Source organism: Jannaschia pohangensis, assembly GCF_900113875.1.
Classification (GTDB): Bacteria; Pseudomonadota; Alphaproteobacteria; order Rhodobacterales; family Rhodobacteraceae; genus Jannaschia; species Jannaschia pohangensis.
This window is the reverse complement of record NZ_FORA01000001.1, coordinates 285,672-306,488: the sequence shown is the minus strand read 5'-3', so window position 1 is coordinate 306,488 and position 20,817 is coordinate 285,672. Positions and strand designations below refer to the sequence as shown.

Genomic DNA, 20,817 nt, shown 5'->3' with positions numbered 1-20,817 from the left:
AGGGCGACAGCGACGCCGCGGATTCAGAACGAGCGAGACGACAGCCGCCGGGCGTGGAATACTCGGGCGATGAAGCACGTGGCCTCATTTGCGCTTGCGAAAGAACCGACCGTTGATCCGGACGAACTGCGACATGAGCGTCGTGGCGAAGCCGAGCTTGCGGCCGGTCAGGTAGACGGCCCCGGTCAGCGCCCCGAGGGTCGCACCGACCAGATCCGCCCAGAGGTCGCCCATGGTATCGGCAAGACCGGATTTCTGCATCCGAAGGCCAAAGACCGAATCCATGGTGAATTCGAACAATTCCCACAGGACCCCAAGGGTGATGGCCACGCAGGCCGCGATCAGCGTCAGCGCCCAGATCGGGGCGGCGAAACGGTCGCCCTCGAACAGCATCAGCACGAACAGGAACCCGGCCATGCCAAGCCCCGTCGCAGCCACCGTGTGCAAGGCGATGTCCCACCACCAGACCCGTTCGTAAAGATCGAACGCCTCACCCAGAAGGAGCGAGGCCGCGAGGAAAGTCGCCAGCGCCAACACGAAGGGCAGGGGCAGGACGATCCGAAGCCGCGCCGCCAGGATCAGCGGCGCCAGGGTCAGGATCAGCGACAGGACCGAGACGGCAGCCAGGATAGGACGGTCGAAGACCAGCGCGCAGACCGCCAGAACGACGAAGGCGACACAGACGCCGATGATGACCTTCCGGCGAAGCCTGCCGGGTTGGTCAGGCTGGCCAGCTACAACATCCGGAAGGCCGTCGGGCTTGACTGGCGGCGTGACCCGGCTCGGATCCTTCGGGTGGCCGACGACATCGGTGCGAATGTTCTGGCCCTGCAAGAGGCGGACAAACGGTTGGGGCGGCGTCCCTCGGCCCTGCCCATGACCCTGCTTTCGGGTGCCGGGTGGAAGCCGGTCACAATCGGCGACGGCGGCTCTCTCGGCTGGCACGGCAATGCGATCCTTCTGGGGCCGGGGAGTCGGCAGCTCTGGACCGATGTGGTGGACCTGCCGGGGCTGGAGCCGCGCGGTGCGCTGATCGCAGGCCTCGACATCGGCGGCAGCCCCCTGATCGTCGCCGCCGTTCACCTGGGCCTTCTGCGTCGCCATCGCCGGATGCAACTTGCCGCCATTGCCGAACGGTTGCGACGCCATCCCGGACCTGTCGCCCTGGTCGGCGATTTCAACGAATGGTCCGCCGCATCGGGCCTCGAAGGGCTGACCTCCGAATTCGACGTGCACGCACCCGGACACTCGTTTCATGCCGCGCGGCCCGTCGCCGGGTTGGACCGGATCGCCGTCAGGCGGGGAATGCGTGTGGAGGGCAGGGGGGTCGTCGATACCCCCGAAGCGCGCCGCGCATCCGATCACCTGCCGATCTGGGCGGATATCGTACTGCCCTGATCCGGCTTTGCCGTCCCCCCGCATCATGCGGAAAAGAGGACCGGCACCTTCGCCTCGCGGATCAGGCGGCCGGTCGTGGCACCCAGGAAGAACGCATAGGTCCGTGAATGGCCATAGGCGCCGGACACGATCATGTCGGCCCCCAGTTCGCCCGCCTCGCGCAGAAGCACCTCGGACACCGATTTGCCGTGCGGCGCGCGGTGCGTCATCGTCACCTTGTGCCCGTGGCGCGAGAGCGCGGCGCTCAACTCGGTCATCGCGGTATCCCGCATCTCGTCCTTTTCGTCCCCGACATGGACGAGGTGGATCTCTGCTCCCGGCTGAAGCAGCGGCAGCATGTCAAAGGCCGCACGGGCGGATTCGCGGGTGCCCGCGTGACCCATCACAACACGGGCGCCGACCGACGCGCCAAGGCCGCCCTCCGGGATGACCAGCACCGGGCGACCACCATCGCGGATCACGCGGTCCAGCGCGAACTTCTGCTCCTCCTTGTCATAGGCATCGTCGGGTTGGCCCATCAGCACCAGATCGACGGCCCGCGCGCTGTCGACCATGCGATCCGCCGAAGCCGTGGCATCCGCGTGGACTTCGCGCCATTCTGCCTTGACGCCCCGGCGTTCGGTCACGCTTCGAAAGATGCCCTCGACCGCCTCTGCCTCTTCGCGCTGCGCGGTATTGAAGGTCTCGAACGTGGGGCCGGCCGCGGGCATGACGATGCCGGGATAGAGGACGATCGCCTCCATCGTGTGCTGACCGACCAGATGGGCATCGAAACGTTCCGCCAGCGTTGATCCGGCCTCTGTCAGACGTGTGGCCGACGATTCATTGAGCAGGCAGGTCAGGATCGTTCGAATGGTCATGGCATCCTCCTTTGATGTTGCCGCCACCTTACTACCTGTCACCGAACCCGGTCTTGACGGTGATCAAATGGCGGACGGTTCCGATCCGCTAGTCTCGCATCCGAACATCAGGCTTTCGGAGGACAACGGGATGACCAGGCGATTTCTAGCGGCCCTGCTCCTGGCAGCAGTGGTCTTGCCCGCGACGGCGGATCAATTCGACATGCAGAGCGGCGGAGACCGACTGATCTCGGGCACGCGCCCCGAGGCCACGGGAACGGCACCCCGCGACCTGTTGATATCGGGCGCCCAGATCGTCATGCGCGCCGATGTCGAGGATGACCTTTTCGCCGCGGGCTTTGCCATCGACGTCGAGGGCCCGACAGGTGGCGACGTGACCGCGGCCGGAGCGCGTGTTCGTCTGGACGCAGACGTCGGCGCCGATGCGACCGTGACGGGCGGCATCGTCACGCTGGACGACGCCTCCGACGTCATCGGGAACGCCCGCATCTTCGCGGGCTCGGCGACCATTTCGGGCAAGGTCGGCGGATCGCTTGTCGCCATGGCCTCGGAAATCCGACTGAACGGACAGATCACCGGCGATGTCCGGATCCAGGCCAATGCGCTCAGCTTCGGTCCCGACGCCCGTATCGACGGCCGCCTTGTCATGGCCCTGCCAGAGGAAATGGACGTGCCGACCAGCGTCGCGCCCTCGGTCCGGGTCAGCTATGAATACATCGATGCGGAGGGTTGGCGCGACTTCGACGAACTGGCGTGGGACAACATGCCCGAGGCGCCAACCGCAATGGCCATCGGCGGCGGCTACCTTCTTGGTCTGGCCTTCCTTCTGGTGACGGGCGCGGCTTTTCTGGCGCTGATGCCGGACGGTGTCGCCAACATGCGGCGCATGGCCCTGGCACAACCCGGCATCACCATGCTTGTCGGCGGTGTCGGCTTCTCGACGCTGGTGGGCCTGATCCCCGTTTCGGCCATGAGCGTCATCGGCCTGCCGCTCTTGCCGATTGCCATCCTCGCGGTGATCCTGGCCTGGGGCTTGGGATATCTGCTTGGCGCCTATGTGCTTGCGATGGCGATCGGGCAGGCGGCCGGATTGGGCGACAGCCCGACCTTGCCAGTCCGCCTTGCAATCCTGGCCTGTGCGATCACGGGCATGGCGCTCTTGAATTTCATCCCGTTCGTCGGCTGGATCGTGAACCTGGCGCTGGTCTTCCTGGGCGTGGGCGCGATGACCAAGGGCGTGCTGCGCCGGTTGATGCCCGATGTCGACACGGCGGCCCATGACGAGATGATGAAATCACAGGTCGGAGACTGAGCCATGACGGAGCTTGCCATACCGCCGCACGCGCTGCGCCGAATGATCGAGCAACTTCGGACCCTGAGCGTTGCCGACACGCCATCGGAAGACGCCGGTCACGACATGCGGCGTGGCGAATTGCAGGCCGAGATCGAGGCGTTGGACCGCGATCAGCAACATGAACTCGTCGCGCTCCTCTGGTTGGGGCGCGGAGATTTCACGGATGACGAATGGGAGGACGCAGTGGCACTGGCGCGAGAGCGGCATGTGGGGCCGTGCTTTGACTATGTGATGTCCCATCCGATGGCCGCAGATGAACTTGCGGCAGGTCTGGAGGAAATCGGCCATGACGATGTATTGTCAGACGTTTCGCGCTAGCCATGACCCGACGGGGGACGCAACCAGAGCGTCGAAACCCGCTGTTTTCGCGTATCTATAATTTACATAATTCACATTACTGGATAGATGCGCGTGGTTGTGCGGGGGGCTGATCGGCGGCCCTCTCCGGCCTTTCTATCCCAGAGCATAGCCCGCGCCGCGCACGGTCCGGATGGGATCGTCGGTGCCGGTTGCCGCGCGCAAGGCCTTGCGCAGGCGTCCCACGTGAACGTCGACCGTCCGGCTGTCGACATAGATGTCGCGGCCCCAGACCCGGTCCAGCAACTGATCGCGTGACCAGACGCGCCCCGGACGCTCCATGAAGGTCGTGAGCAGCCGGAATTCGGTTGGCCCCAGGTGCAATTCCTGTCCGTCGCGGAACACGCGATGCTCGGCCGTATCGACGGCGACGTCGGCGAATTCCAAGCGCTCTCCGACACTTGCCGGACGGACACGCCGCAGCTGCGTCCGGATGCGCGCCATCAGTTCGACCACGCTGTAGGGTTTCACGACGTAATCGTCAGCACCCATTTCAAGGCCCCTCACCCGGTCGACTTCCTCGGACCTGGCAGAGATCATGATGACGGGAATGCCGCGCGTCTCGGCAGTTGCCTTGAGACGACGGCACACTTCGATGCCCGAGACTTCGGGCAGCATCCAGTCGAGCAGGATCAGGTCGGGATGGTCCTCGCGCGCCATGTCGAAGGCCGCGTCACCCGACGTGGCCTGACGCACCTCATAGCCTTCCGCCTCAAGGTTATAGACCAGGATTTCGCGCTGAGACGCCTCATCTTCCACAACAAGAACAGAAGGTTGCGAAGCCATCTTAATTCACCGTGCCGCCCTTGGCCGTGCTGGTGATGTCGGCCTTGGTGCGATCTTCGTCCGGCAATTCCCCGGTCACCAGATAGATGACCTGCTCGCAGATACCGGTCACGAGGTCGCCCATCCGTTCGATATTCTTGGCCATGAAATGCAGGTGCATGCAGGCCGTGATGTTGCGCGGGTCTTCCATCATATGCGTCAGGTATTCGCGGAAGAGCGCGTTATACATCTGGTCCACTTCCTCGTCGCGGGCCCGGACATCGGCGGCAAGGGCCACGTCGCGCTGGATGTAGGCGTCCAACGCATCCTTGAGCATCATCTGAACCGCCTTCGACATCCGCTTGAGCGATGCGGCACCGCCTTCGACCTGATGAAGATCCTGAAGAATTTCAGAGCGTTTCGCGATGTTCTTCGCGTAGTCACCCACGCGCTCCAACGCGGCGGAAATACGAAAAACCGTGAGGACAGTGCGCAGGTCGGTGGCGATTGGCTGGCGCAATGCGATGACACGGGCCGCCTCCTCGTTCACCTTTTCTTCGAGCAGATCGATGGCCTTGTCGGCCCGGCGCGTGGCGATGGCCAGCTCCGTATCGCCGTCGACAAGGGCCTTGCTGGCGTTCTCGATGGCCTCTTCGACCATGCCGCCCATTTTCATGATCTGCGCCTGGATCGCTTCAAGATCGCGGTCGAAGGCACTGGCAATATGAGTATTCTTGATCATGGTCCCCCCTCAGCCGATCCGGCCGGAGATGTAGCTCTCGGTCCGAGGATCCTCGGGAGAGGTGAAGATTTTGCCGGTCTCGCCGTATTCGACCAGATGGCCGAGATGGAAGAAGGCCGTCCGCTGACTGACCCGGGCGGCCTGCTGCATCGAGTGGGTGACGATGACCACCGAATAGTTCTGCCGCAGCTCGTCGATCAGTTCCTCGACCTGGGCCGTGGCAATCGGGTCGAGCGCGGAACAGGGCTCGTCCATCAGCAGGACTTCGGGCGATGTGGCGACGGCGCGCGCGATGCACAGACGCTGCTGCTGGCCCCCCGAAAGACCCGTCCCGGGCGCGGCCAGACGGTCCTTGACCTCGCCCCAGAGGGCGGCGCGGCGCAGCGACCGCTCCACGATATCGTCGAGGTCGGCCTTGTTCGACGACAGCCCGTGAATGCGCGGTCCATAGGCGACGTTGTCGTAGATCGACTTGGGGAACGGGTTGGGTTTCTGGAACACCATGCCGACCTTGGCGCGCAACTGCACCGGGTCGACCCGCTTGTCATAGATGTCCTCGCCGTCGATTAGGATGTCGCCGGTCACCCGCGCCGTAGAAATCGTGTCGTTCATGCGATTGATGCAGCGCAGAAACGTCGACTTGCCGCAGCCCGAAGGCCCGATGAAGGCGGTCACCGTCTTGTCGGCGATGTCGACGTCCACGTTCTTAATGGCATGGTTGTCGCCATAATAGACTTGGACCTTGCGGGCCGTGATTTTCGTCGTCTCTTGATCCACGGCTCTCTCCGTCAGTCGCATGTCGTTCATGTCAGTCCCCTACCAGCGGCGTTCGAACCGGCGGCGCAGGAAGATCGCCGTCAGGTTCATCAGGAGCAGGAACACCAATAGCACGATGATCGCCCCTGATGCGCGCTCCACGAAGGCCGGGTCCGACCGCTGCGTCCAGTTGAACACCTGCACCGGCAGCGCGGTGGCCGGATCGAACAGGCCTTCGGGCGGGCCTGAGGGGTATTCGCGCACGAAGGCCACCATCCCGATCAGCAGAAGCGGCGCCGTCTCGCCCAGGGCCTGCGCCAAGCCGATGATCGTGCCGGTCAGGATGCCGGGCATCGCCAGCGGCAGGACGTGGTGGAACACCGATTGCATCTTGGACGCGCCAAGGCCCAGGGCCGCGTCACGGATCGATGGCGGCACCGCCTTGAGCGCGGCACGCGTGGCGATGATGATCGTGGGCAAGGTCATCAGGGTCAGCACGAGGCCGCCGACGATGGGGGCCGATTGCGGCAGGCCCGCAAAGTTGATGAAGATCGCAAGGCCCAGGATACCGAAGACGATGGACGGCACGGCGGCCAGGTTCGAGATGTTCACCTCGATCAGGTCGGTCCACCGGTTCTGGGGCGCGAATTCCTCCAGATAGATCGACGCGGCCACACCGATGGGCAGCGCAAGCGCCAGCACGATCAGCATCATGTAGAGCGACCCCAGGATGGCCACGCCCAGGCCCGCCGCCTCGGGCCGGGTGTCGGAGCCGTCGGGAAGGGTCAGGAAGCCCCAGTTGAACCCGGTCCGGAGCAGCCCCGCCTCTTTCAGCGCTTCGGCCAGTTGCAGCTGTTCGGGGCTGACGTTGTTGTCGAGGGCGGCGCTTTCATAGGTGACGCGGCCCTTGAAGAAGCCGTCGATGCGCCCGTTGGCCAGAACCTGCACCGGGATCGTCTGGCCGATTACCTCCGGGTTGGCCAGCACGAAGTCGCGGAGCTGTGCCACGCTTTCGTCCGACACCAGCGCCTCCAGGTCCTTCGGGTCCAGATCCGTCTCGATGCCCGCGGTCGCGACCGTGGCGATCAGGCTGTCGCGCAGCAGCGGTTTATAGCCGAAGGTGGTCACCTTCGCCATCACCTCGGGGTCGCGGACACCGGATTTGTCAAGCTTGTCCTCGGGCAGTTCCACCATGACCTGAATGGTGGTCTGGCGGAATGCCGACAGACCATTGGACAGGATCGAGGTCATCAACAGGATCAACATCGCGATGCCGATGCAGACCGCGATCAGGCCATAGGTCTTGAACCGCGTCTCGGCGGCATTGCGTTTGGCCGTGCGGGCGTCCTTGGCCAGCAGACTGCCCTGCCCGGCGCCGCTTGGCACGTGCTCTGCGGTCGCGTCGGTCATTCGTACTGCTCCCGGTATTTGCGCACGATATAAAGCGCCAGGACATTGAGGCCCAGGGTGATGACAAACAGCGTCAGGCCAAGGGCAAAGGCCACAAGCGTCTCGGGCGAGGCGAAGTCGGTATCGCCGGTCAACTGGCTGACGATCTTGACAGTGACGGTCGTCATCGCCTCGAACGGATTGAGGTCAAGCCGGGCCGCGGCCCCTGCCCCAAGGACCACGATCATCGTCTCGCCGATGGCTCGGGATGCCGCCAGCAGCACCGCGCCGACGATGCCCGGCAGGGCGGCGGGGACGATGACCTGCCGGATGGTTTCGGACTTGGTGGCGCCGAGGCCCAGGCTGCCGTCGCGCATGGCCTGCGGGACGGCGTTGATGATGTCATCGGACAGGGACGACACGAAGGGGATCAGCATGACGCCCATCACCAGACCCGCCGTCATCACCGAAGACGCTGAATTGCCAAGCCCAAGCGGCGAGGCGATGGCATCCCGCAACAGGGGGCCTACGGTGACGAGGGCAAAGAGACCGTAAACGATGGTGGGAATGCCGGCGAGGATTTCGATCATCGGCTTGGCCAGGCTGCGGAACTTCGGCCCCGCGTATTCCGACAGATAGATCGCCGCGAAAAGCCCGATGGGCACCGCCACGACCAGCGCGATGAACGAGATATAGAGCGTGCCCCAGAGAAGCGGCAGAATGCCCAGTTCCGACCCGCCGCCCCGCCCCGAGAAGCTGGGTTTCCAGGTGGTGCTGAAGAAGAAGTCGGTCCACTGGTATTGGCGGAAAAAGTTCGTCGCCTCGAAGATCATGGACAGGACGATGCCAAGGGTCGTCAGCACCGCGATGGATGCAGCGGCGATGAGCAGGACAAGGACGCCCCGCTCCACCACGTTGCGGGCGCGGAAATCGCCGTTGGTGCGCATCACGGCCCAGGCCCCGCCGATCAGGGCAAGCACCAGGACGGCCACCACCATGAACAGGTTCATCGTGGACCGGCTATCGCGGTATTGCTGCGCTGCGGTCAGAACTTCGGTCGTCAAGGTGGTGCCAAGGGCCACGCCGCCAGACCCGAGCAGGGTCGCGGCCTCTTCGACCGACAGGGCGTCGGGGGCATCGGCGGCATCAAGACCGTCGGCAACCCGCCGGACGTCGGACATCACCAAGTCAAGCGTGCCCCCCTCGGGCAAGGCGCCGATCGGGAAGCTGCCCTTGACGCTGGCATCGATGGCAATGGGCTGCACGATCAGCCAGACCGCCAGAAGTGCGAGCGCCGGCGTCAGAGCCGTCAGAAGGCCGTTGAGACCATAGTAGATGGGCAGGCTGTGAAGGTTGCGCGCATCCCCATCGACCGAGGCGAGCGCCCTGCCCCGCGCCATGAGGAACGCCATTGTGCCGACGGCGAGCAGGATCAGGAACAGCCAGCTGATCGTCATGGGGGCAGTCTCCGGTGGCAGGCGGCAGGCAGATCGGGGTCGTGCGGCAGATGGGCCGGGGTTTCCCCCGGCCCGATCCGTTTATTGCATCGTCGTCTCGTCCGAGACCACCGCCTGCGTGTCGGCCAATTCAGGGTCGGACACCAGACCGTATTCGGCCAGCGGTCCTTCGGGTCCGGAGATGTCGTCGGAGACGAAGAACTCCGCGAATTCCTTCAGGCCGGGGATCGCGGCGATATGCGCCTTCTTGATGTAGAAGTAGAGCGGACGCGACACCGGGTATTCGCCCGACGCGATGCTTTCAGTCGTCGGGACGACACCGCCCATGGTGGCAACCTTCAGCTTGTCGGTGTTGTTCTCGTAGAAGGACAGCCCGAACACGCCCACGCCGTTCGCGTCGCTTTCGATGCGGGCGAGGGTTTCGGTATAGTCGCCATCGATGTCGACGCTGCGGCCATCGGCGCGGATCGACATGCAGGCCTCTTCGGTCGCATCTTCGTCCATGCCGGCGGCCATCATGCGCTCCATCGCGCCGGTATCTTCGCAGCCTTGAAGGATGACCTTCTCTTCGAACACTTCACGGGTGCCGTGCTTGGTGCCGGGGATGAAGGCGAGGATCGGCGCGTCGGGCAGCGCGGCGTCGACGTCGGTCCAATTGGTGTTCGGGTTGTCGGCCAGCGCGCCGTCCTCGCCCGGGATCTGGGCGGCGAGGGCAAGATACCACTGCGACGGCGTGAACTCGTTGAAGGCCGGTCCCGACTGCTGGCTGGCGAAAACGATGCCGTCATAGCCGATGCGGACTTCGATGATGTCGGTCACGCCGGCGGCGGCGCAGGCCTCGATCTCGCCGTCGCGGATCTTGCGCGAGGCATTGGCGATGTCGATCGTGTTCTCGCCCACGCCCTCGCAGAAGCGCTTGAGGCCGGCAGAGGAGCCGCCCGATTCCACAACGGGTGTCGGGAAGTCGAAGTTCTCTCCAAAGGCTTCGGCAACGATCGAAGCATAGGGAAGAACGGTCGAGGATCCGGCGATCTGAACCTGGTCGCGAGCGGCGGCCGTGGTGGCCGAGGCTGCGATGAGGGCGAGTGCCGAGACGGTGGCCTTTGTGAAGGTCATGAAGTTGCTCCTGCAATTCCGTTGAGCGTCGACGAATGCCCCCCTGGCATCCGTTCGAGGCCGCACCTAGGCGCGCCGTGTTGGGCTTTTGTGACAGGGACGTAACGGTTTTATGACAGCACCGGCAGGCGCCGGTCAGGCGGCGGGTAACGTCACGACAACCTCGGTTCCGCGCCCGACTTCGCTGTCGATCTTGAGGCGTCCGCGATGGCGATTGACGATGTGCTTGACGATGGCAAGACCAAGCCCCGTCCCCCCTTGTTCGCGTGACCGCCCGGTGTCGACGCGGTAGAACCGTTCGGTCAGCCGCGGGATATGCTCCGGCGCGATGCCCGCACCTTCGTCGCTCACCCCGACCCGCCACGCGGGCCCCTTGATGACCGGATCGCGCTCGACCGGCGAGAGGTGCAAAGTGACAGTGCCCGGCTGCGCGCCGTATTTGATCGCGTTTTCCAGAAGGTTGGCGAAGACCTGGGTAAGCTGGTCTCGGTCGCCGGGCACGGTTGCCTCGGCCTCTGCGTCGACGTTGATCGTCACCCCCTCGGTCTCGGCGCCCAAGGTGAGGGTTGCCGCCACGTCCCGCAACACCCGGGCCAGATCGACCTGCGTCGTCGGTCTTCGGCGGGATTGCCCCTCGAGACGGCTGAGCGACAGAAGGTCGGATACCAGCCGATCCATACGCCGCACCTCCTGCCCCATCATCGACAGGAACCGGTCGCGGGCCGGGGCATCGTTTCGGGCGGGCCCTTCGAGGGTTTCGATGAAGCCGCTGACGGCCGTGAGGGGTGTCTTGAGTTCGTGACTGACATTGGCCACGAAATCGCGGCGCATGGATTCGCTCGCCTGCACCTCTGACACGTCGCGAAACACCAGCAGCACCTGGCGCTTCCCGCCTGCCCCGCGAACCGGGCTGACGCGAACGTCAAACAGCGTCTCGACTGCGCCCGAGGAATGGGTGAAGCGCGCCGATCCGCCCTGCCCCAGGGCGAAGGCATCCTCGACCGGGGCCAGAAGGGCCGGTTGGCGCAGAACGCTGACATAGGACTGGCCGATCACCCAGACACCGAGACGGTCCCGCGCGCTTTCGTTGGCAATCGCAACCCGGCCGACCGGATCCAGCAGCAGCGCCGGTTCCGTCAGCGCATCGAGGATCGACTCAATCATGGGATGCAAACTCCTTCGGCCAATGCCCCTTAAGCGGTAATCAGTTGTTTCATAACAATTTAACTTTGAGCCGCGTAAAATCTGATTTATCTTGTTCACATATCCTAACGGAATTGGAGGGGTTCAATTCCGGAAATCTCTTTCAGGCGCAGGGGTGGGCCTATGACGAGCGAACGATCAAGGTCGTCGCAGATGCCCGAGGTGCAAACCTCTGGGAAGATGCAAAGAAGTTCCGTTCTTGCCGTGGGGCTCTCCCCGTCGCAGGTCGGATCCATACCGTCACGATTGGTCGGAACCCTTGGTCAGGGAACGCATAGCGTGTCGTTTCAGGAGTTGGGTCCCGACCGGTTGGACAGCGCGATGATCGTGCTTTCGCCGGTCGTCGGGGTCGGATTCGATGCCGTTGACGTGGCGATGCGGCTACATGCCGCAGACTTCCGCGGACGCTATATCGCCTTTGCACCGACGCTTCCGAACTACGAATTGATCCGGCGCGAGGTGCAGGGCGTCGCGCCCGACCTGAACTTCGACATCATCGAAACCGGGCGCGGCCCGCATCTGGCGGGCCGCTGAGCGTCACACTGCGGCATCGAGAGCCGCGCGGAAATCCCGCCCCAGAAGCTCAATCGGTTCGCAGCCGACCGAGACACGAAAGAACCCCTCGGTGATACCGAGCGCCGCACGTCCTTCGGGGGTGAGCGCGCGGTGGCTGGACGACGCGGGATGGGACAACGTCGTGCCGACGTCGCCCAGGGTCGGGGCAAAGGCCAGCTGCGGCGCGGCGCGCGTCAGGGCATTGGCCTGCGCCCTGCCCCCCTTGAGGCGGAAGCTGACCATATTGCCGAATTGGCCATCCAGCAAGGCACCGGCCCGGTTATGGTCAGGGTGGTCGGGACGCCCGGGATAAAGCACCGCCTCGACCGCATCATGCGCGCCGATCATGTCGGCCAGGGCGGCGGCGTTGGCCTGCGCCCGCTCGAACCGCATGTCGAAGGTATAGAGCCCACGCTCCGCCATCCAGCAATCCCAGGGGCTGGCCGTCAGGCCAAGGGTGACATTGGTGTCATAGATCGCCTTGCGCCGCGCCGGGTCGCGGGCCAGCACATAGCCGAGCGTCACATCGGAATGCCCGGCCAGCAGTTTCGTCACCGAATGGATCACGACATCCGCGCCACGGGTATAGGCCGGAAAGCCGTAGGGCGTGGTAAAGGTGTTGTCGACCACGAGGATCAGGCCGGTGTCACGGGCCAGCGCCTCGATCCCCTCCATATCCGCGATGCGGAGCGTCGGGTTCGAGACGACCTCGACCAGCAGGAGCTTGGTCGCGGGCGTGATGGCGGCGCGCATGGCGGCGATATCGGTCGGGTCGACCAGGGTGCTGGTGATGCCCCACCGGGGCAGGTCCTGCGTCATCATCCGAAGGCTGCGGCCATAGAGCTGGTTGCCGCCGACGATGTGATCGCCCGCCGACAGAAGCCCCAGAAGCGTCGCCGTCACCGCCGACATGCCGGACCCGGTGACGATGCCCCCCTCGCCGCCTTCCAGCCGGTCGATCATCTGGGCCAGCACGTCCGCGTTCGGATGCCCCTCGCGCCCATAGGTATAGCCCTTGGCCCGCCCCTCGTACTGATCGTCGAGCGCGTCCGGGTCGGGCGACGAATAGACGACCGAGGGTTGCAGCGGCGTCGCGACGGCGCGGCTGACCGAAGAAGGAAAGGCCGTCCGACGGACGAGATTGGGGCGTTCAGCCATGAACTTCACCGTGTAAGAGGTTGATCAGGAACGTATCGCACCGTTGCCGGTCACGAGGTATTTGAAGCTGCAGAGCTGCTCTGCGCCGACAGGGCCGCGCGCATGCATCTTGCCGGTCGCGATGCCGATCTCGGCGCCCATCCCGAACTCGCCGCCGTCCGCGAACTGGGTCGAGGCGTTGTGCATCAGGATCGCGGAGTCGAGCCGCGCGAAGAACTGCGCCACCGGAGCGGGATCTTCGGCCAGGATGCAATCGGTATGGTCCGAGCCGTATTTGCGGATATGGGCGATGGCATCATCAACGGAATCAACGACTTTCGCCGCGATCTTCATGTCGAGAAATTCGGTGCCCCAGTCCTCTTCGGTGGCAGGTTGCGAGCCGCGCAACCCATCGTCCGCGTGCACCTCAACCCCTTCTGCCATGAGCGCGTCCAGTACATCCTGCCCCAGACCCTGCGCCACGTCGCGGTGGATCAGCAGGCATTCGGCCGACCCGCAGATCCCCGTGCGCCGCGTCTTGGCGTTCAGGATGACGCGCCGCGCCATTTCCGCATCGGCCGAGGCGTCGACGTAGATGTGCACGATCCCTTCGAGGTGGGCAAAGACCGGCACCCGCGCCTCGCGCTGGACCAATCCGACCAGGCCCTTGCCGCCGCGCGGCACGATGACATCGATGTGGTCGGTGGCGGTCAGCATGGCGCTCGCGGCGGCGCGGTCGCGCGTCGGGACCAGTTGGATCGCCGCTTCGGGAAGGCCTGCGCCGCGCAGGCCTTCGACCATGGCGGCATGGATCGCGCGGGACGAATGGAACCCTTCGGACCCGCCGCGCAGGATCACGGCATTCCCGGCCTTAAGGCAGAGCGCACCGGCATCCGCCGTCACATTGGGGCGGCTTTCATAGATCACCCCGACAACACCCAGAGGCGTGCGCACGCGCTTGATATGAAGGCCATTGGGCCGGTCCCATTCGGCCAGCACCGCGCCGACCGGGTCGGGTTGCGCGGCGATGGCACGGAGGCTCTGGACGATGTCGTCGATGCGCCCTTGGTCCAGCCGCAGGCGGTCCATCATCGCGTCGGTCAAGCCCTTGTCGCGCCCGTAAGCCATGTCCTTGGCATTCGCAGCCAGAACCTCGTCACGTGCAGCCAAAAGGGCATCCGCCGCGAGGGTCAGGGCGGTCGTCTTCTGATCCGCACTCGCCGAGGCAAGTTCGGCAGCGGCGGTCCGCGCCGCGCGGCCCATGTCGCGCATCAGGCCGGGAATGTCGTCCGCGAAATCCTTCATCACATCCCCTCAGATCGCCATATCGTCGCGGTGGATCAGGGCCGCACGTCCCGAATAGCCGAGGCGTTCGGCAATGTCACCCGACCGCAGGCCCCGGATGCTGCGCGCGTCATCGCCCGAATAGCTGATGAGCCCCTGGCCCATGGCGCGCCCGTCCGGCCCTTCGATGGTGACCGGATCGCCCCGGTCGAAATGCCCGCCCACGAAGGTCACACCGGCTGGAAGCAGGGATTTGCCCTGCGCCAACGCCTGCGCCGCGCCCTGGTCGATGGCCACAGTGCCACGCGGTTTCATCGACGCGATCCAGCGTTTGCGCGCAGTGCGGGGGTCGCCCTTGGGCAGGAACCAGGTGGCCCGCGCCCCGTCGATCAGCGCCGACAGCGGCCTATCCGTTCCGCGCGTGATGCCCAACGCACAGCCCGCATCGGTGGCCGTGCGCGCCGCCATGATCTTGGTGATCATGCCGCCCTTCGACAGGCCCGACACCCCCTCGCCCGCCATGGCGGCGATCTCTGGCGTGATATCGGGCACGATGTCGAGGTGCCGTGCCTCGGGGTCGAGGTTCGGATTGGCGGTGTAGAGCCCGTCCACATCCGACAACAGGACACAGGCCTCGGCCCCCGCCATGGCCGCGACCTGCGCCGCAAGCCGGTCGTTGTCACCGAACCGAATCTCGTCGGTGGCGATGGTGTCGTTTTCGTTCACGATGGGAACCGCGCCCATGGCCAGCAGTGTCTCGAAGGTGGCGCGCATGTTCAGGTAACGGCGGCGATCCTCGCTGTCGTCCAGCGTCAGAAGCACCTGCGCGGTCGTGACGCCAAGGGGCGACAGGGCGTCGTCATAGGCGGCGGCCAGGCGGATCTGTCCCACGGCTGCGGCGGCCTGCGACTCCTCCAGCGACAGGGCGGCGGTCAGGCCCAGGACGCGGCGACCAAGGGCGATGGATCCCGACGAGACGACGATCACATCCTTGCCCATGCCCCGCAGCATCGCGACATCGGCGGCAAGACCGGCCAGCCAATCATGGCGCAACCGTCCGGTTTCGGCATCGACCAGAAGCGCGGAGCCGATCTTGACGACGACCCGGCGCGCCTCGGTCAGAGAGGCGACCACGGTTCGTCCCCCGCGCTGTCCTCCGCTTCGTCCTCGATATGGGAGGTGTCGTGCCCAATGAGGCGCCGCAGGGCACGCAACACGTCGGTCACACCGGTGCCCGCGACGCTGGACATGACCATGACGTCATCGCCGACGGCGGCAGAGAGCGCCGCGCGACGCTCCTCCAGCTCATCCTCGGGGATGGCGTCGATCTTGTTGAGGACGGTCAGGCGGGGCTTGTCGACCAGCCCCTCGCCATACATTTCCAGCTCGGTGATGATCGTCTGGTAGTCCGCGACCACATCGGCACTTGTCCCGTCGACCAGATGCAGCAACGCGCCCGACCGCTCCACATGGCCCAGGAACCGGTCGCCGATCCCGCGTCCCTCGTGCGCGCCCTCGATCAGGCCGGGGATGTCGGCCACGACGAATTCCGCCCCGTCGACGCCGACCACGCCCAAGTTCGGAACCAGCGTGGTAAAGGGATAGTCCGCGATCTTGGGCCGCGCATTCGAAGTCGCAGCCAGAAAAGTCGATTTGCCGGCATTTGGCATCCCCAACAGGCCGACATCGGCGATCAGCTTGAGCCGCAGCCAGATCGTCCGCTCCACCCCCGGTTGCCCCGGATTGGCGCGGCGCGGGGCCTGATTGGTCGAGGATTTGAAGTGCAGATTGCCGAAACCGCCATTGCCGCCCTTGGCCAGCACGATGCGTTGACCCAGTTCGGTCATATCCGCGATCACGGTCTCCTGATCCTCGTCCAGGATCTCGGTCCCGACAGGCACGCGCAGAACGATGGTGTCGCCGTCCTTGCCGGTCCGCTGCTTGCCCATGCCGCCCTGGCCGGATTTCGCGAAGAAATGCTGCTGGTAGCGGAAGTCGATCAAGGTGTTCAGGCCCTCGACCGTCTCGACGATCACATCGCCGCCGCGACCACCGTCGCCGCCGTCAGGACCGCCGAATTCGACATACTTCTCGCGCCGGAACGACACCGCCCCGCCACCGCCGCCGCCCGAGCGGATGTAGACCTTTGCAAGGTCGAGAAATTTCATGCTGTCGTCCCGTCTGCTTTGGCCCGTCCGATACTAGGGTTTCCGCGCAGTCTCAAGGCGCGGTTGTCGGTGGCGGGACGACGGCCCAAGGTCTGCCGACCGCCCCGTTCAAGGGGCCGCTGGCGGCAGCCGACCCGTCAGGCCATCTGACGGATATATGTCCATTGCTGAACAATCGCGCCACGGGCCACGTTGAACGCCTCGGCATCGCCGATGTAGTCGAACCCGCAATTCGTCAGCACGCGGGCCGACGCCGGGTTGTCCTGCATGACCTTGCCGAAAATCTGGCGGTTGCCCAAGGGGTTCGTCTCGATCAGGGCGGTGATCGCCTCGGTCGCGAGGCCGGTGTTCCAGACCACGGGGGCCACCCAATAGCCGATCTCGGCCTGGCCGCGATCCATCTGGTCCAGACTGATCACCCCGACCAGTTCGCCCAGGTTGCTGCTGCTGGCATCCATGGCCCAGACAACTTCGCCCGGATTGCGCGCCAGACTGCGCGTGACGAAGGCATCCGTGGCCCCGGGGGGCAAGGGATGGGGAATCGTCGTCGTCATCTCGGCCACGCGCCGGTCGCCGGCATATTGCTCGATCAAACCCATGTCCGATCGGCGCAGCGGCCGCAGGGTCAGCCGGGGCGTGATGATGACGGCCTGATCGGCCGTTTCGACCGAGTCGAGCCGGATGGGCGCACGTTGGGGGGTCATGGTGTTCCTCCTCCGAACAACACGAACAGGACACTCGCCACCGTCAGGGCGGCGAGGCTCCACATCAAATAACGTTCCGCGGAGGTGCCGCGGAGGTGAAGGGCGACAAGGCTGCCGCCCCATGTCCACAAGGGATGCAACAGGATTTGGACACCAAGAAGGCAGGCGGCGATGGTCGCCGTCGCCTCGAGCGTCGGGGTGCCGGGTTCGACGAAGGCGGTGAAGCCCCCGGTGATCATCGCCCAGGCCTTGGGATTGAGCGGATGGACGATCAGGCCGGCCAGGAACCCGGGAGCCTTGGCGTCACCGGCATCGGCCAGACGCATGTTCGCCACGCGCCAGGCTAACCAGATGATATAGGCGGCCGAGGCCCATTTGAGTGTCTCGAACGCCCAGGGGGCCCGGGCGGCCAGTTCCATCAGGCCGAAACCGACGGGCCAGATGACCAGCTGCTTGCCCAGGGCCACCCCCGCCACGAAGGGCAAGGCCGCCCGCAGCCCGAACGCCGCTCCGGTCGTCATCAGCGCCATGTTGGCCGGGCCGGGCGTGCCGACCTGGCTGACCGCGAAGGCCAGGAATGGCAGGACAGCGACGCTCATCAAGCATCCCCCTGCGCGGACCATTCGGAGGCCAGAAGGCCCATGATCAGGTCATCCTGCCAGCCGCCGGGGACGCGCGCCGACTGACGCTCCCGGCCTTCGGTGACAAAGCCGAGGCGGGTATAGCAGCGGATCGCGCGCGCGTTGTCGGCCAGCACGCGCAGCGACACGCGGTTCAACCCCATGCCGTCAAAGGCGTGATCGAGGACCAGCCGCATCGCTTCGGTGCCATAGCCGTGGCCGAGGTTCGCGCTGTCGAGAAGGCCGATGGCGATCTGAGCGCGCCGGTCGGCCTGGACGTGGCTGTGAAGGCGGACGGTTCCCAGAAGTCTGCCGTCGATGGTGATCATCCAGGCCATGGCCTGACGCTGCTCGGCCAGCCAGGATTGGGCGCGAGCCTCGGTGTAGCTGGCCTGATCCGCGACCTCCGCCCCATAGGCGCGCAGGATCGTGGGATCGTAGCCAAGCGCCATGCGCGCGGTCGCATCTGCATCGCACGGCGCGCGCAGATGCAGGCGGGGGCCCGTCATTTCGGGAAGTGCGCCCAGGGCTTCACTCTCCCCGGTCATGGGACGGCCCGGACCGCGACGCAGGGCAGCGGGATCAGATCGTTCTTCGCGAATGCCATCTTGCCGATCCGTTCTTTTTCAGAGTGAGCGCCCGGTAAGGCCGTGAGTAGTCCAGCCCCATCCACAAAAGAAAAGGGACCGGTCCGTGAAGACCGATCCCTTGGATTTCTTATGTCCAGTCAGAGACGGCCTATTCGGCAGCTTCCTGAACCGGAAGCACGTTGATGAAGGTTCGGCCTTTCAGTCCCTTGCGGAACGTTACGGCGCCTTCAACGGTTGCGAAGATCGTGTGATCCTTGCCCATGCCCACGCCCTCGCCCGGCCACCACTTGGTGCCGCGCTGGCGCACGATGATGTTGCCCGGAATGGCCGCTTGGCCCCCGAACAGCTTTACACCAAGGCGACGGCCTGCAGAGTCGCGACCGTTGCGGGAGGAACCACCGGCTTTCTTGTGTGCCATGAGATATTACTCCTGTTCTGCGGCGAACTGGGTCGCCTGCGCGATCCAATCATCACGCTCGATGCGGCCTTTGAACGACAGCTTGTCATCCATATAGGCGATTTCTTCCGGACCCCAAGCGGAGATCTGGTCGAAGTGGAACACTCCGTTCTCGTGGAGCAGGCCCTCGAGCTTGGGACCGACGCCCGAGATCTTCTTGAGATCGTCGGCCTTGCCGCCCCGTGCTGCCTTGAGAAGGTTGCCGGGCTTGGTGCCCGCAACTTCCGTCGGTGCGGCGGCGTTATCGGCGGCTTTCGTCGGAGCAGCGGCCTTCTTGGCGGCGGGCTTCGCGGCCGGCTTGGCCTCGGCCTTGGGGGCCTTGGCGGGCTTCGTCGCGGCGGCAACGGCAGCCACGGACACCGAACCGGCACCGATTGCGGCCTTGACGCCCGACTTGTCGCCGCCCGAGGGGAGGATGTCCGTCACGCGGATCAGCGTCAGCTTCTGGCGGTGACCCTTCGTGCGCTGCGAGCCGTGCTTCCGGCGACGCTTGACGAAGTGGATGAGCTTTTCGCCCTTGATCTGGTCGATCACGTCGGCCTGAACCGCGGCACCATCGATCATCGGGGCACCGACGGTCACCTTGTCACCGCCGAGCATCAGAATGTCGTTGAACTGGATCTTCTCACCGGCTTCCGCAGCCAGCTTTTCAACCCGAAGCACGTCGCCAGCGGCGACCCGGTACTGCTTCCCACCGGTCTTTAGAACGGCAAACATTCCGTTCCTCCTGTTTTCTGTCGCGTCCTGCGGTCGCCCTTTCGGACGTTCACCGGCACGAACCCTTGGGTATGGCGCCGACCTCGAACAGCGTGCCCTCTGGGGACATGCAAAAATATAGTGGGCCACGAGTCGCCTCGTAGCCCGCCGCCGCTATTCCACGGCCCCTGCCCTGCGTCAAGACCCGCCGGGGCAGACCCGCCTCAGATGGCGTCCTCGGCGATGAACCGCGCGGCCGCCCGTCCCAGATCGTAGGACGTCGTCTCGAACACCCGGCCGTATCCGGCGAACATCGCTGCCGTATAACGCCGCCCGGCATCGGTTTCGGCAAAGTCGATGTAGAGGCGCAGTTCCTCTTCGCTGAACGGGGTATAGGCCAGCGTCAGGTATCCGCGCAGCCAGCTTTGGGTGGCATCGCGAACGGCGCTTTCCTGATCCCAGACCATCGAGATCATCTCGCTTTCGGTAAGACGACTGGCCAACGCCCCGCCATCGCCAAGCCCCTTGTAGAAGGCGAAGTTGGCGTTCAGGCCGCCGGAGACATTGGTTTCCACCAGGCCCAGGCGGGTCATCATCTCTTCGATGAGATGTGCCCGCGCGGTCCCTTCGGACAGAAGCATCGCGGAGGCCGCCTTTGCACCCGACTCGATCCCGACGTCGAGCATATGCCGCCGGGCAGTCACTTCGCTGTGGATGATGCGCGCCCCCAGGTCACTGTCGAGAAACGCTGTCACCGCCTGCACGTCCTGCGGGCTCAATTCGCGGCGCAAGGTCTCGTCGATCAACGAAAACAGACGTTCGGGCGACTGTATGACCGAGACCGCCTTGGCCCAGGCCCCGCCGCCCCGCCCCGGAAAAAGCGAACCTTCAAGACGAATGCCGTGTCGCGCGCCCTCGGTCGCCACGACCTGCATCAGCGCCTCGATCTGGGCGGCGCGCATGACGTCGGCAACGGGGTCGACCTCGGCCTGAAGGGTTGGTATCGGCTCCGCCTGTGCGGCTCCATATGCAAGACCGAAGCCCAGAAGGGTGGCGGTCACGATGCGGGTGAGTTTTTTCATTGGCTGCTCCTCTATCCCTTCCCGCGAGTGAACACGCTGCGAACCCGTTTGAGAACCCATGACGCATCAATGCACGGAAGATTGGGAAAAGCCGCGTGATCCTCTTGCAGCAGTCGCGACACTTGCC

Annotated in this window: 23 protein-coding genes; 4 read left to right on the top strand and 19 right to left on the bottom strand. The window is 65.0% G+C overall.

Going from position 1 to position 20,817, the window contains the following annotated elements; all coding sequences use genetic code 11:
* Positions 1–84: 84 nt before the first annotated feature.
* Entirely contained in the window at positions 85–834 is a 750-nt protein-coding gene (locus tag BM002_RS19470; protein WP_245749163.1) for a DUF2238 domain-containing protein, read from the bottom strand.
* On the opposite strand from BM002_RS19470, the gene BM002_RS19465 reads away from it, so the two are divergent.
* Positions 718–1,398, top strand: coding sequence for an endonuclease/exonuclease/phosphatase family protein (locus tag BM002_RS19465; RefSeq protein WP_245749089.1), 681 nt, complete (start codon positions 718–720; stop codon positions 1,396–1,398). The genes BM002_RS19470 and BM002_RS19465 overlap by 117 nt on opposite strands.
* A 23-nt stretch (positions 1,399–1,421) precedes the next feature.
* On the opposite strand, the gene BM002_RS01460 is transcribed toward BM002_RS19465, so the two are convergent.
* A complete protein-coding gene (locus tag BM002_RS01460; RefSeq protein WP_092776593.1) occupies positions 1,422–2,258 on the bottom strand; it encodes a universal stress protein in 837 nt (278 codons plus the stop codon).
* 130 nt (positions 2,259–2,388) lie between these two features.
* Between BM002_RS01460 and BM002_RS01455 the strand changes: the two genes are divergently transcribed.
* Both BM002_RS01455 and BM002_RS01450 read left to right on the top strand, forming a co-directional pair.
* Positions 2,389–3,570, top strand: a complete 1,182-nt coding sequence (locus BM002_RS01455) for a bactofilin family protein (protein ID WP_139212206.1) — start codon at positions 2,389–2,391, stop codon at positions 3,568–3,570.
* 3 nt (positions 3,571–3,573) lie between these two features.
* The gene (locus BM002_RS01450) at positions 3,574–3,930 is read left to right on the top strand and encodes a DUF3775 domain-containing protein (protein ID WP_092776588.1); all 357 of its coding nucleotides are present in this window, start codon (positions 3,574–3,576) and stop codon (positions 3,928–3,930) included.
* 135 nt (positions 3,931–4,065) lie between these two features.
* On the opposite strand, the gene phoB is transcribed toward BM002_RS01450, so the two are convergent.
* From phoB to BM002_RS01415, 7 genes are all read right to left on the bottom strand, one after another.
* The gene (gene phoB / locus BM002_RS01445; RefSeq protein ID WP_092776586.1) at positions 4,066–4,755 is read right to left on the bottom strand and encodes a phosphate regulon transcriptional regulator PhoB; all 690 of its coding nucleotides are present in this window, start codon (positions 4,753–4,755) and stop codon (positions 4,066–4,068) included.
* 1 nt (position 4,756) lies between these two features.
* Entirely contained in the window at positions 4,757–5,476 is a 720-nt protein-coding gene (gene phoU, locus BM002_RS01440; protein WP_092776584.1) for a phosphate signaling complex protein PhoU, read from the bottom strand.
* 9 nt (positions 5,477–5,485) lie between these two features.
* The gene (gene pstB, locus BM002_RS01435) at positions 5,486–6,283 is read right to left on the bottom strand and encodes a phosphate ABC transporter ATP-binding protein PstB (protein ID WP_092776582.1); all 798 of its coding nucleotides are present in this window, start codon (positions 6,281–6,283) and stop codon (positions 5,486–5,488) included.
* Between the two features lie 9 nt (positions 6,284–6,292).
* On the bottom strand, positions 6,293–7,642 hold the full coding sequence (pstA, locus tag BM002_RS01430; RefSeq protein ID WP_092776574.1) for a phosphate ABC transporter permease PstA: 1,350 nt from the start codon (positions 7,640–7,642) through the stop codon (positions 6,293–6,295).
* Positions 7,639–9,078, bottom strand: coding sequence for a phosphate ABC transporter permease subunit PstC (gene pstC / locus BM002_RS01425; protein WP_092776572.1), 1,440 nt, complete (start codon positions 9,076–9,078; stop codon positions 7,639–7,641). Before pstC ends, pstA begins: the two co-directional genes overlap by 4 nt.
* An 81-nt stretch (positions 9,079–9,159) precedes the next feature.
* On the bottom strand, positions 9,160–10,194 hold the full coding sequence (locus tag BM002_RS01420; RefSeq protein ID WP_092776570.1) for a substrate-binding domain-containing protein: 1,035 nt from the start codon (positions 10,192–10,194) through the stop codon (positions 9,160–9,162).
* Positions 10,195–10,329: 135 nt separating this feature from the next.
* The gene (locus tag BM002_RS01415) at positions 10,330–11,358 is read right to left on the bottom strand and encodes an ATP-binding protein (protein WP_092776568.1); all 1,029 of its coding nucleotides are present in this window, start codon (positions 11,356–11,358) and stop codon (positions 10,330–10,332) included.
* 219 nt (positions 11,359–11,577) lie between these two features.
* Between BM002_RS01415 and BM002_RS01410 the strand changes: the two genes are divergently transcribed.
* A complete protein-coding gene (locus BM002_RS01410; RefSeq protein WP_139212205.1) occupies positions 11,578–11,931 on the top strand; it encodes a hypothetical protein in 354 nt (117 codons plus the stop codon).
* A 3-nt stretch (positions 11,932–11,934) separates the two neighbouring features.
* On the opposite strand, the gene BM002_RS01405 is transcribed toward BM002_RS01410, so the two are convergent.
* From BM002_RS01405 to BM002_RS01360, 10 genes are all read right to left on the bottom strand, one after another.
* On the bottom strand, positions 11,935–13,110 hold the full coding sequence (locus tag BM002_RS01405) for a trans-sulfuration enzyme family protein (protein WP_092776564.1): 1,176 nt from the start codon (positions 13,108–13,110) through the stop codon (positions 11,935–11,937).
* A gap of 24 nt (positions 13,111–13,134) precedes the next feature.
* Positions 13,135–14,394 (bottom strand): glutamate-5-semialdehyde dehydrogenase, encoded by a 1,260-nt coding sequence (locus BM002_RS01400; RefSeq protein ID WP_092776562.1) that lies wholly within the window; start codon positions 14,392–14,394, stop codon positions 13,135–13,137.
* A gap of 9 nt (positions 14,395–14,403) precedes the next feature.
* Positions 14,404–15,507 carry a glutamate 5-kinase gene (proB, locus tag BM002_RS01395; protein WP_092776560.1) on the bottom strand — a complete coding sequence of 368 codons (1,104 nt, stop codon included), beginning with the start codon at positions 15,505–15,507 and terminating at the stop codon, positions 14,404–14,406.
* Entirely contained in the window at positions 15,492–16,541 is a 1,050-nt protein-coding gene (obgE, locus tag BM002_RS01390; protein ID WP_092776558.1) for a GTPase ObgE, read from the bottom strand. The genes proB and obgE overlap by 16 nt, the downstream gene beginning before the upstream one ends.
* Before the next feature lie 137 nt (positions 16,542–16,678).
* Positions 16,679–17,245 (bottom strand): GNAT family N-acetyltransferase, encoded by a 567-nt coding sequence (locus tag BM002_RS01385; RefSeq protein ID WP_092776556.1) that lies wholly within the window; start codon positions 17,243–17,245, stop codon positions 16,679–16,681.
* Positions 17,242–17,844: a LysE family translocator gene (locus BM002_RS01380; protein ID WP_092776554.1), complete on the bottom strand. Its 603-nt coding sequence runs from the start codon at positions 17,842–17,844 to the stop codon at positions 17,242–17,244. The genes BM002_RS01385 and BM002_RS01380 overlap by 4 nt, the downstream gene beginning before the upstream one ends.
* Positions 17,844–18,413, bottom strand: a complete 570-nt coding sequence (locus BM002_RS01375; RefSeq protein WP_092776552.1) for a GNAT family N-acetyltransferase — start codon at positions 18,411–18,413, stop codon at positions 17,844–17,846. Before BM002_RS01375 ends, BM002_RS01380 begins: the two co-directional genes overlap by 1 nt.
* A 190-nt stretch (positions 18,414–18,603) precedes the next feature.
* A complete protein-coding gene (gene rpmA / locus BM002_RS01370; RefSeq protein ID WP_092776550.1) occupies positions 18,604–18,873 on the bottom strand; it encodes a 50S ribosomal protein L27 in 270 nt (89 codons plus the stop codon).
* A 6-nt stretch (positions 18,874–18,879) separates the two neighbouring features.
* The gene (locus tag BM002_RS01365) at positions 18,880–19,629 is read right to left on the bottom strand and encodes a 50S ribosomal protein L21 (protein WP_092776548.1); all 750 of its coding nucleotides are present in this window, start codon (positions 19,627–19,629) and stop codon (positions 18,880–18,882) included.
* Positions 19,630–19,832: 203 nt separating this feature from the next.
* On the bottom strand, positions 19,833–20,690 hold the full coding sequence (locus BM002_RS01360) for a Rossmann-fold NAD(P)-binding domain-containing protein (protein ID WP_175484769.1): 858 nt from the start codon (positions 20,688–20,690) through the stop codon (positions 19,833–19,835).
* Between the last annotated feature and the right edge of the window lie 127 nt (positions 20,691–20,817).

Bases quoted from the DNA above. Each gene is read 5' to 3' on its own strand.
- BM002_RS01455 (WP_139212206.1), top strand. From the start codon at position 2,389: ATGACCAGGCGATTTCTAGCGGCCCTGCTCCTGGCAGCAGTGGTCTTG.
- BM002_RS01450 (WP_092776588.1), top strand. From the start codon at position 3,574: ATGACGGAGCTTGCCATACCGCCGCACGCGCTGCGCCGAATGATCGAG.
- BM002_RS01410 (WP_139212205.1), top strand. From the start codon at position 11,578: ATGCAAAGAAGTTCCGTTCTTGCCGTGGGGCTCTCCCCGTCGCAGGTC.
- rpmA (WP_092776550.1), bottom strand. From the start codon at position 18,873: ATGGCACACAAGAAAGCCGGTGGTTCCTCCCGCAACGGTCGCGACTCT.
- obgE (WP_092776558.1), bottom strand. From the start codon at position 16,541: ATGAAATTTCTCGACCTTGCAAAGGTCTACATCCGCTCGGGCGGCGGC.
- BM002_RS01405 (WP_092776564.1), bottom strand. From the start codon at position 13,110: ATGGCTGAACGCCCCAATCTCGTCCGTCGGACGGCCTTTCCTTCTTCG.
- BM002_RS01380 (WP_092776554.1), bottom strand. From the start codon at position 17,844: ATGAGCGTCGCTGTCCTGCCATTCCTGGCCTTCGCGGTCAGCCAGGTC.
- phoB (WP_092776586.1), bottom strand. From the start codon at position 4,755: ATGGCTTCGCAACCTTCTGTTCTTGTTGTGGAAGATGAGGCGTCTCAG.
- pstA (WP_092776574.1), bottom strand. From the start codon at position 7,642: ATGACCGACGCGACCGCAGAGCACGTGCCAAGCGGCGCCGGGCAGGGC.
- BM002_RS01415 (WP_092776568.1), bottom strand. From the start codon at position 11,358: ATGATTGAGTCGATCCTCGATGCGCTGACGGAACCGGCGCTGCTGCTG.
- pstC (WP_092776572.1), bottom strand. From the start codon at position 9,078: ATGACGATCAGCTGGCTGTTCCTGATCCTGCTCGCCGTCGGCACAATG.
- BM002_RS01460 (WP_092776593.1), bottom strand. From the start codon at position 2,258: ATGACCATTCGAACGATCCTGACCTGCCTGCTCAATGAATCGTCGGCC.
- BM002_RS01420 (WP_092776570.1), bottom strand. From the start codon at position 10,194: ATGACCTTCACAAAGGCCACCGTCTCGGCACTCGCCCTCATCGCAGCC.
- BM002_RS01360 (WP_175484769.1), bottom strand. From the start codon at position 20,690: ATGAAAAAACTCACCCGCATCGTGACCGCCACCCTTCTGGGCTTCGGT.
- BM002_RS01400 (WP_092776562.1), bottom strand. From the start codon at position 14,394: ATGAAGGATTTCGCGGACGACATTCCCGGCCTGATGCGCGACATGGGC.
- BM002_RS01375 (WP_092776552.1), bottom strand. From the start codon at position 18,413: ATGACCGGGGAGAGTGAAGCCCTGGGCGCACTTCCCGAAATGACGGGC.
- BM002_RS01385 (WP_092776556.1), bottom strand. From the start codon at position 17,245: ATGACCCCCCAACGTGCGCCCATCCGGCTCGACTCGGTCGAAACGGCC.
- BM002_RS01365 (WP_092776548.1), bottom strand. From the start codon at position 19,629: ATGTTTGCCGTTCTAAAGACCGGTGGGAAGCAGTACCGGGTCGCCGCT.
- phoU (WP_092776584.1), bottom strand. From the start codon at position 5,476: ATGATCAAGAATACTCATATTGCCAGTGCCTTCGACCGCGATCTTGAA.
- pstB (WP_092776582.1), bottom strand. From the start codon at position 6,283: ATGAACGACATGCGACTGACGGAGAGAGCCGTGGATCAAGAGACGACG.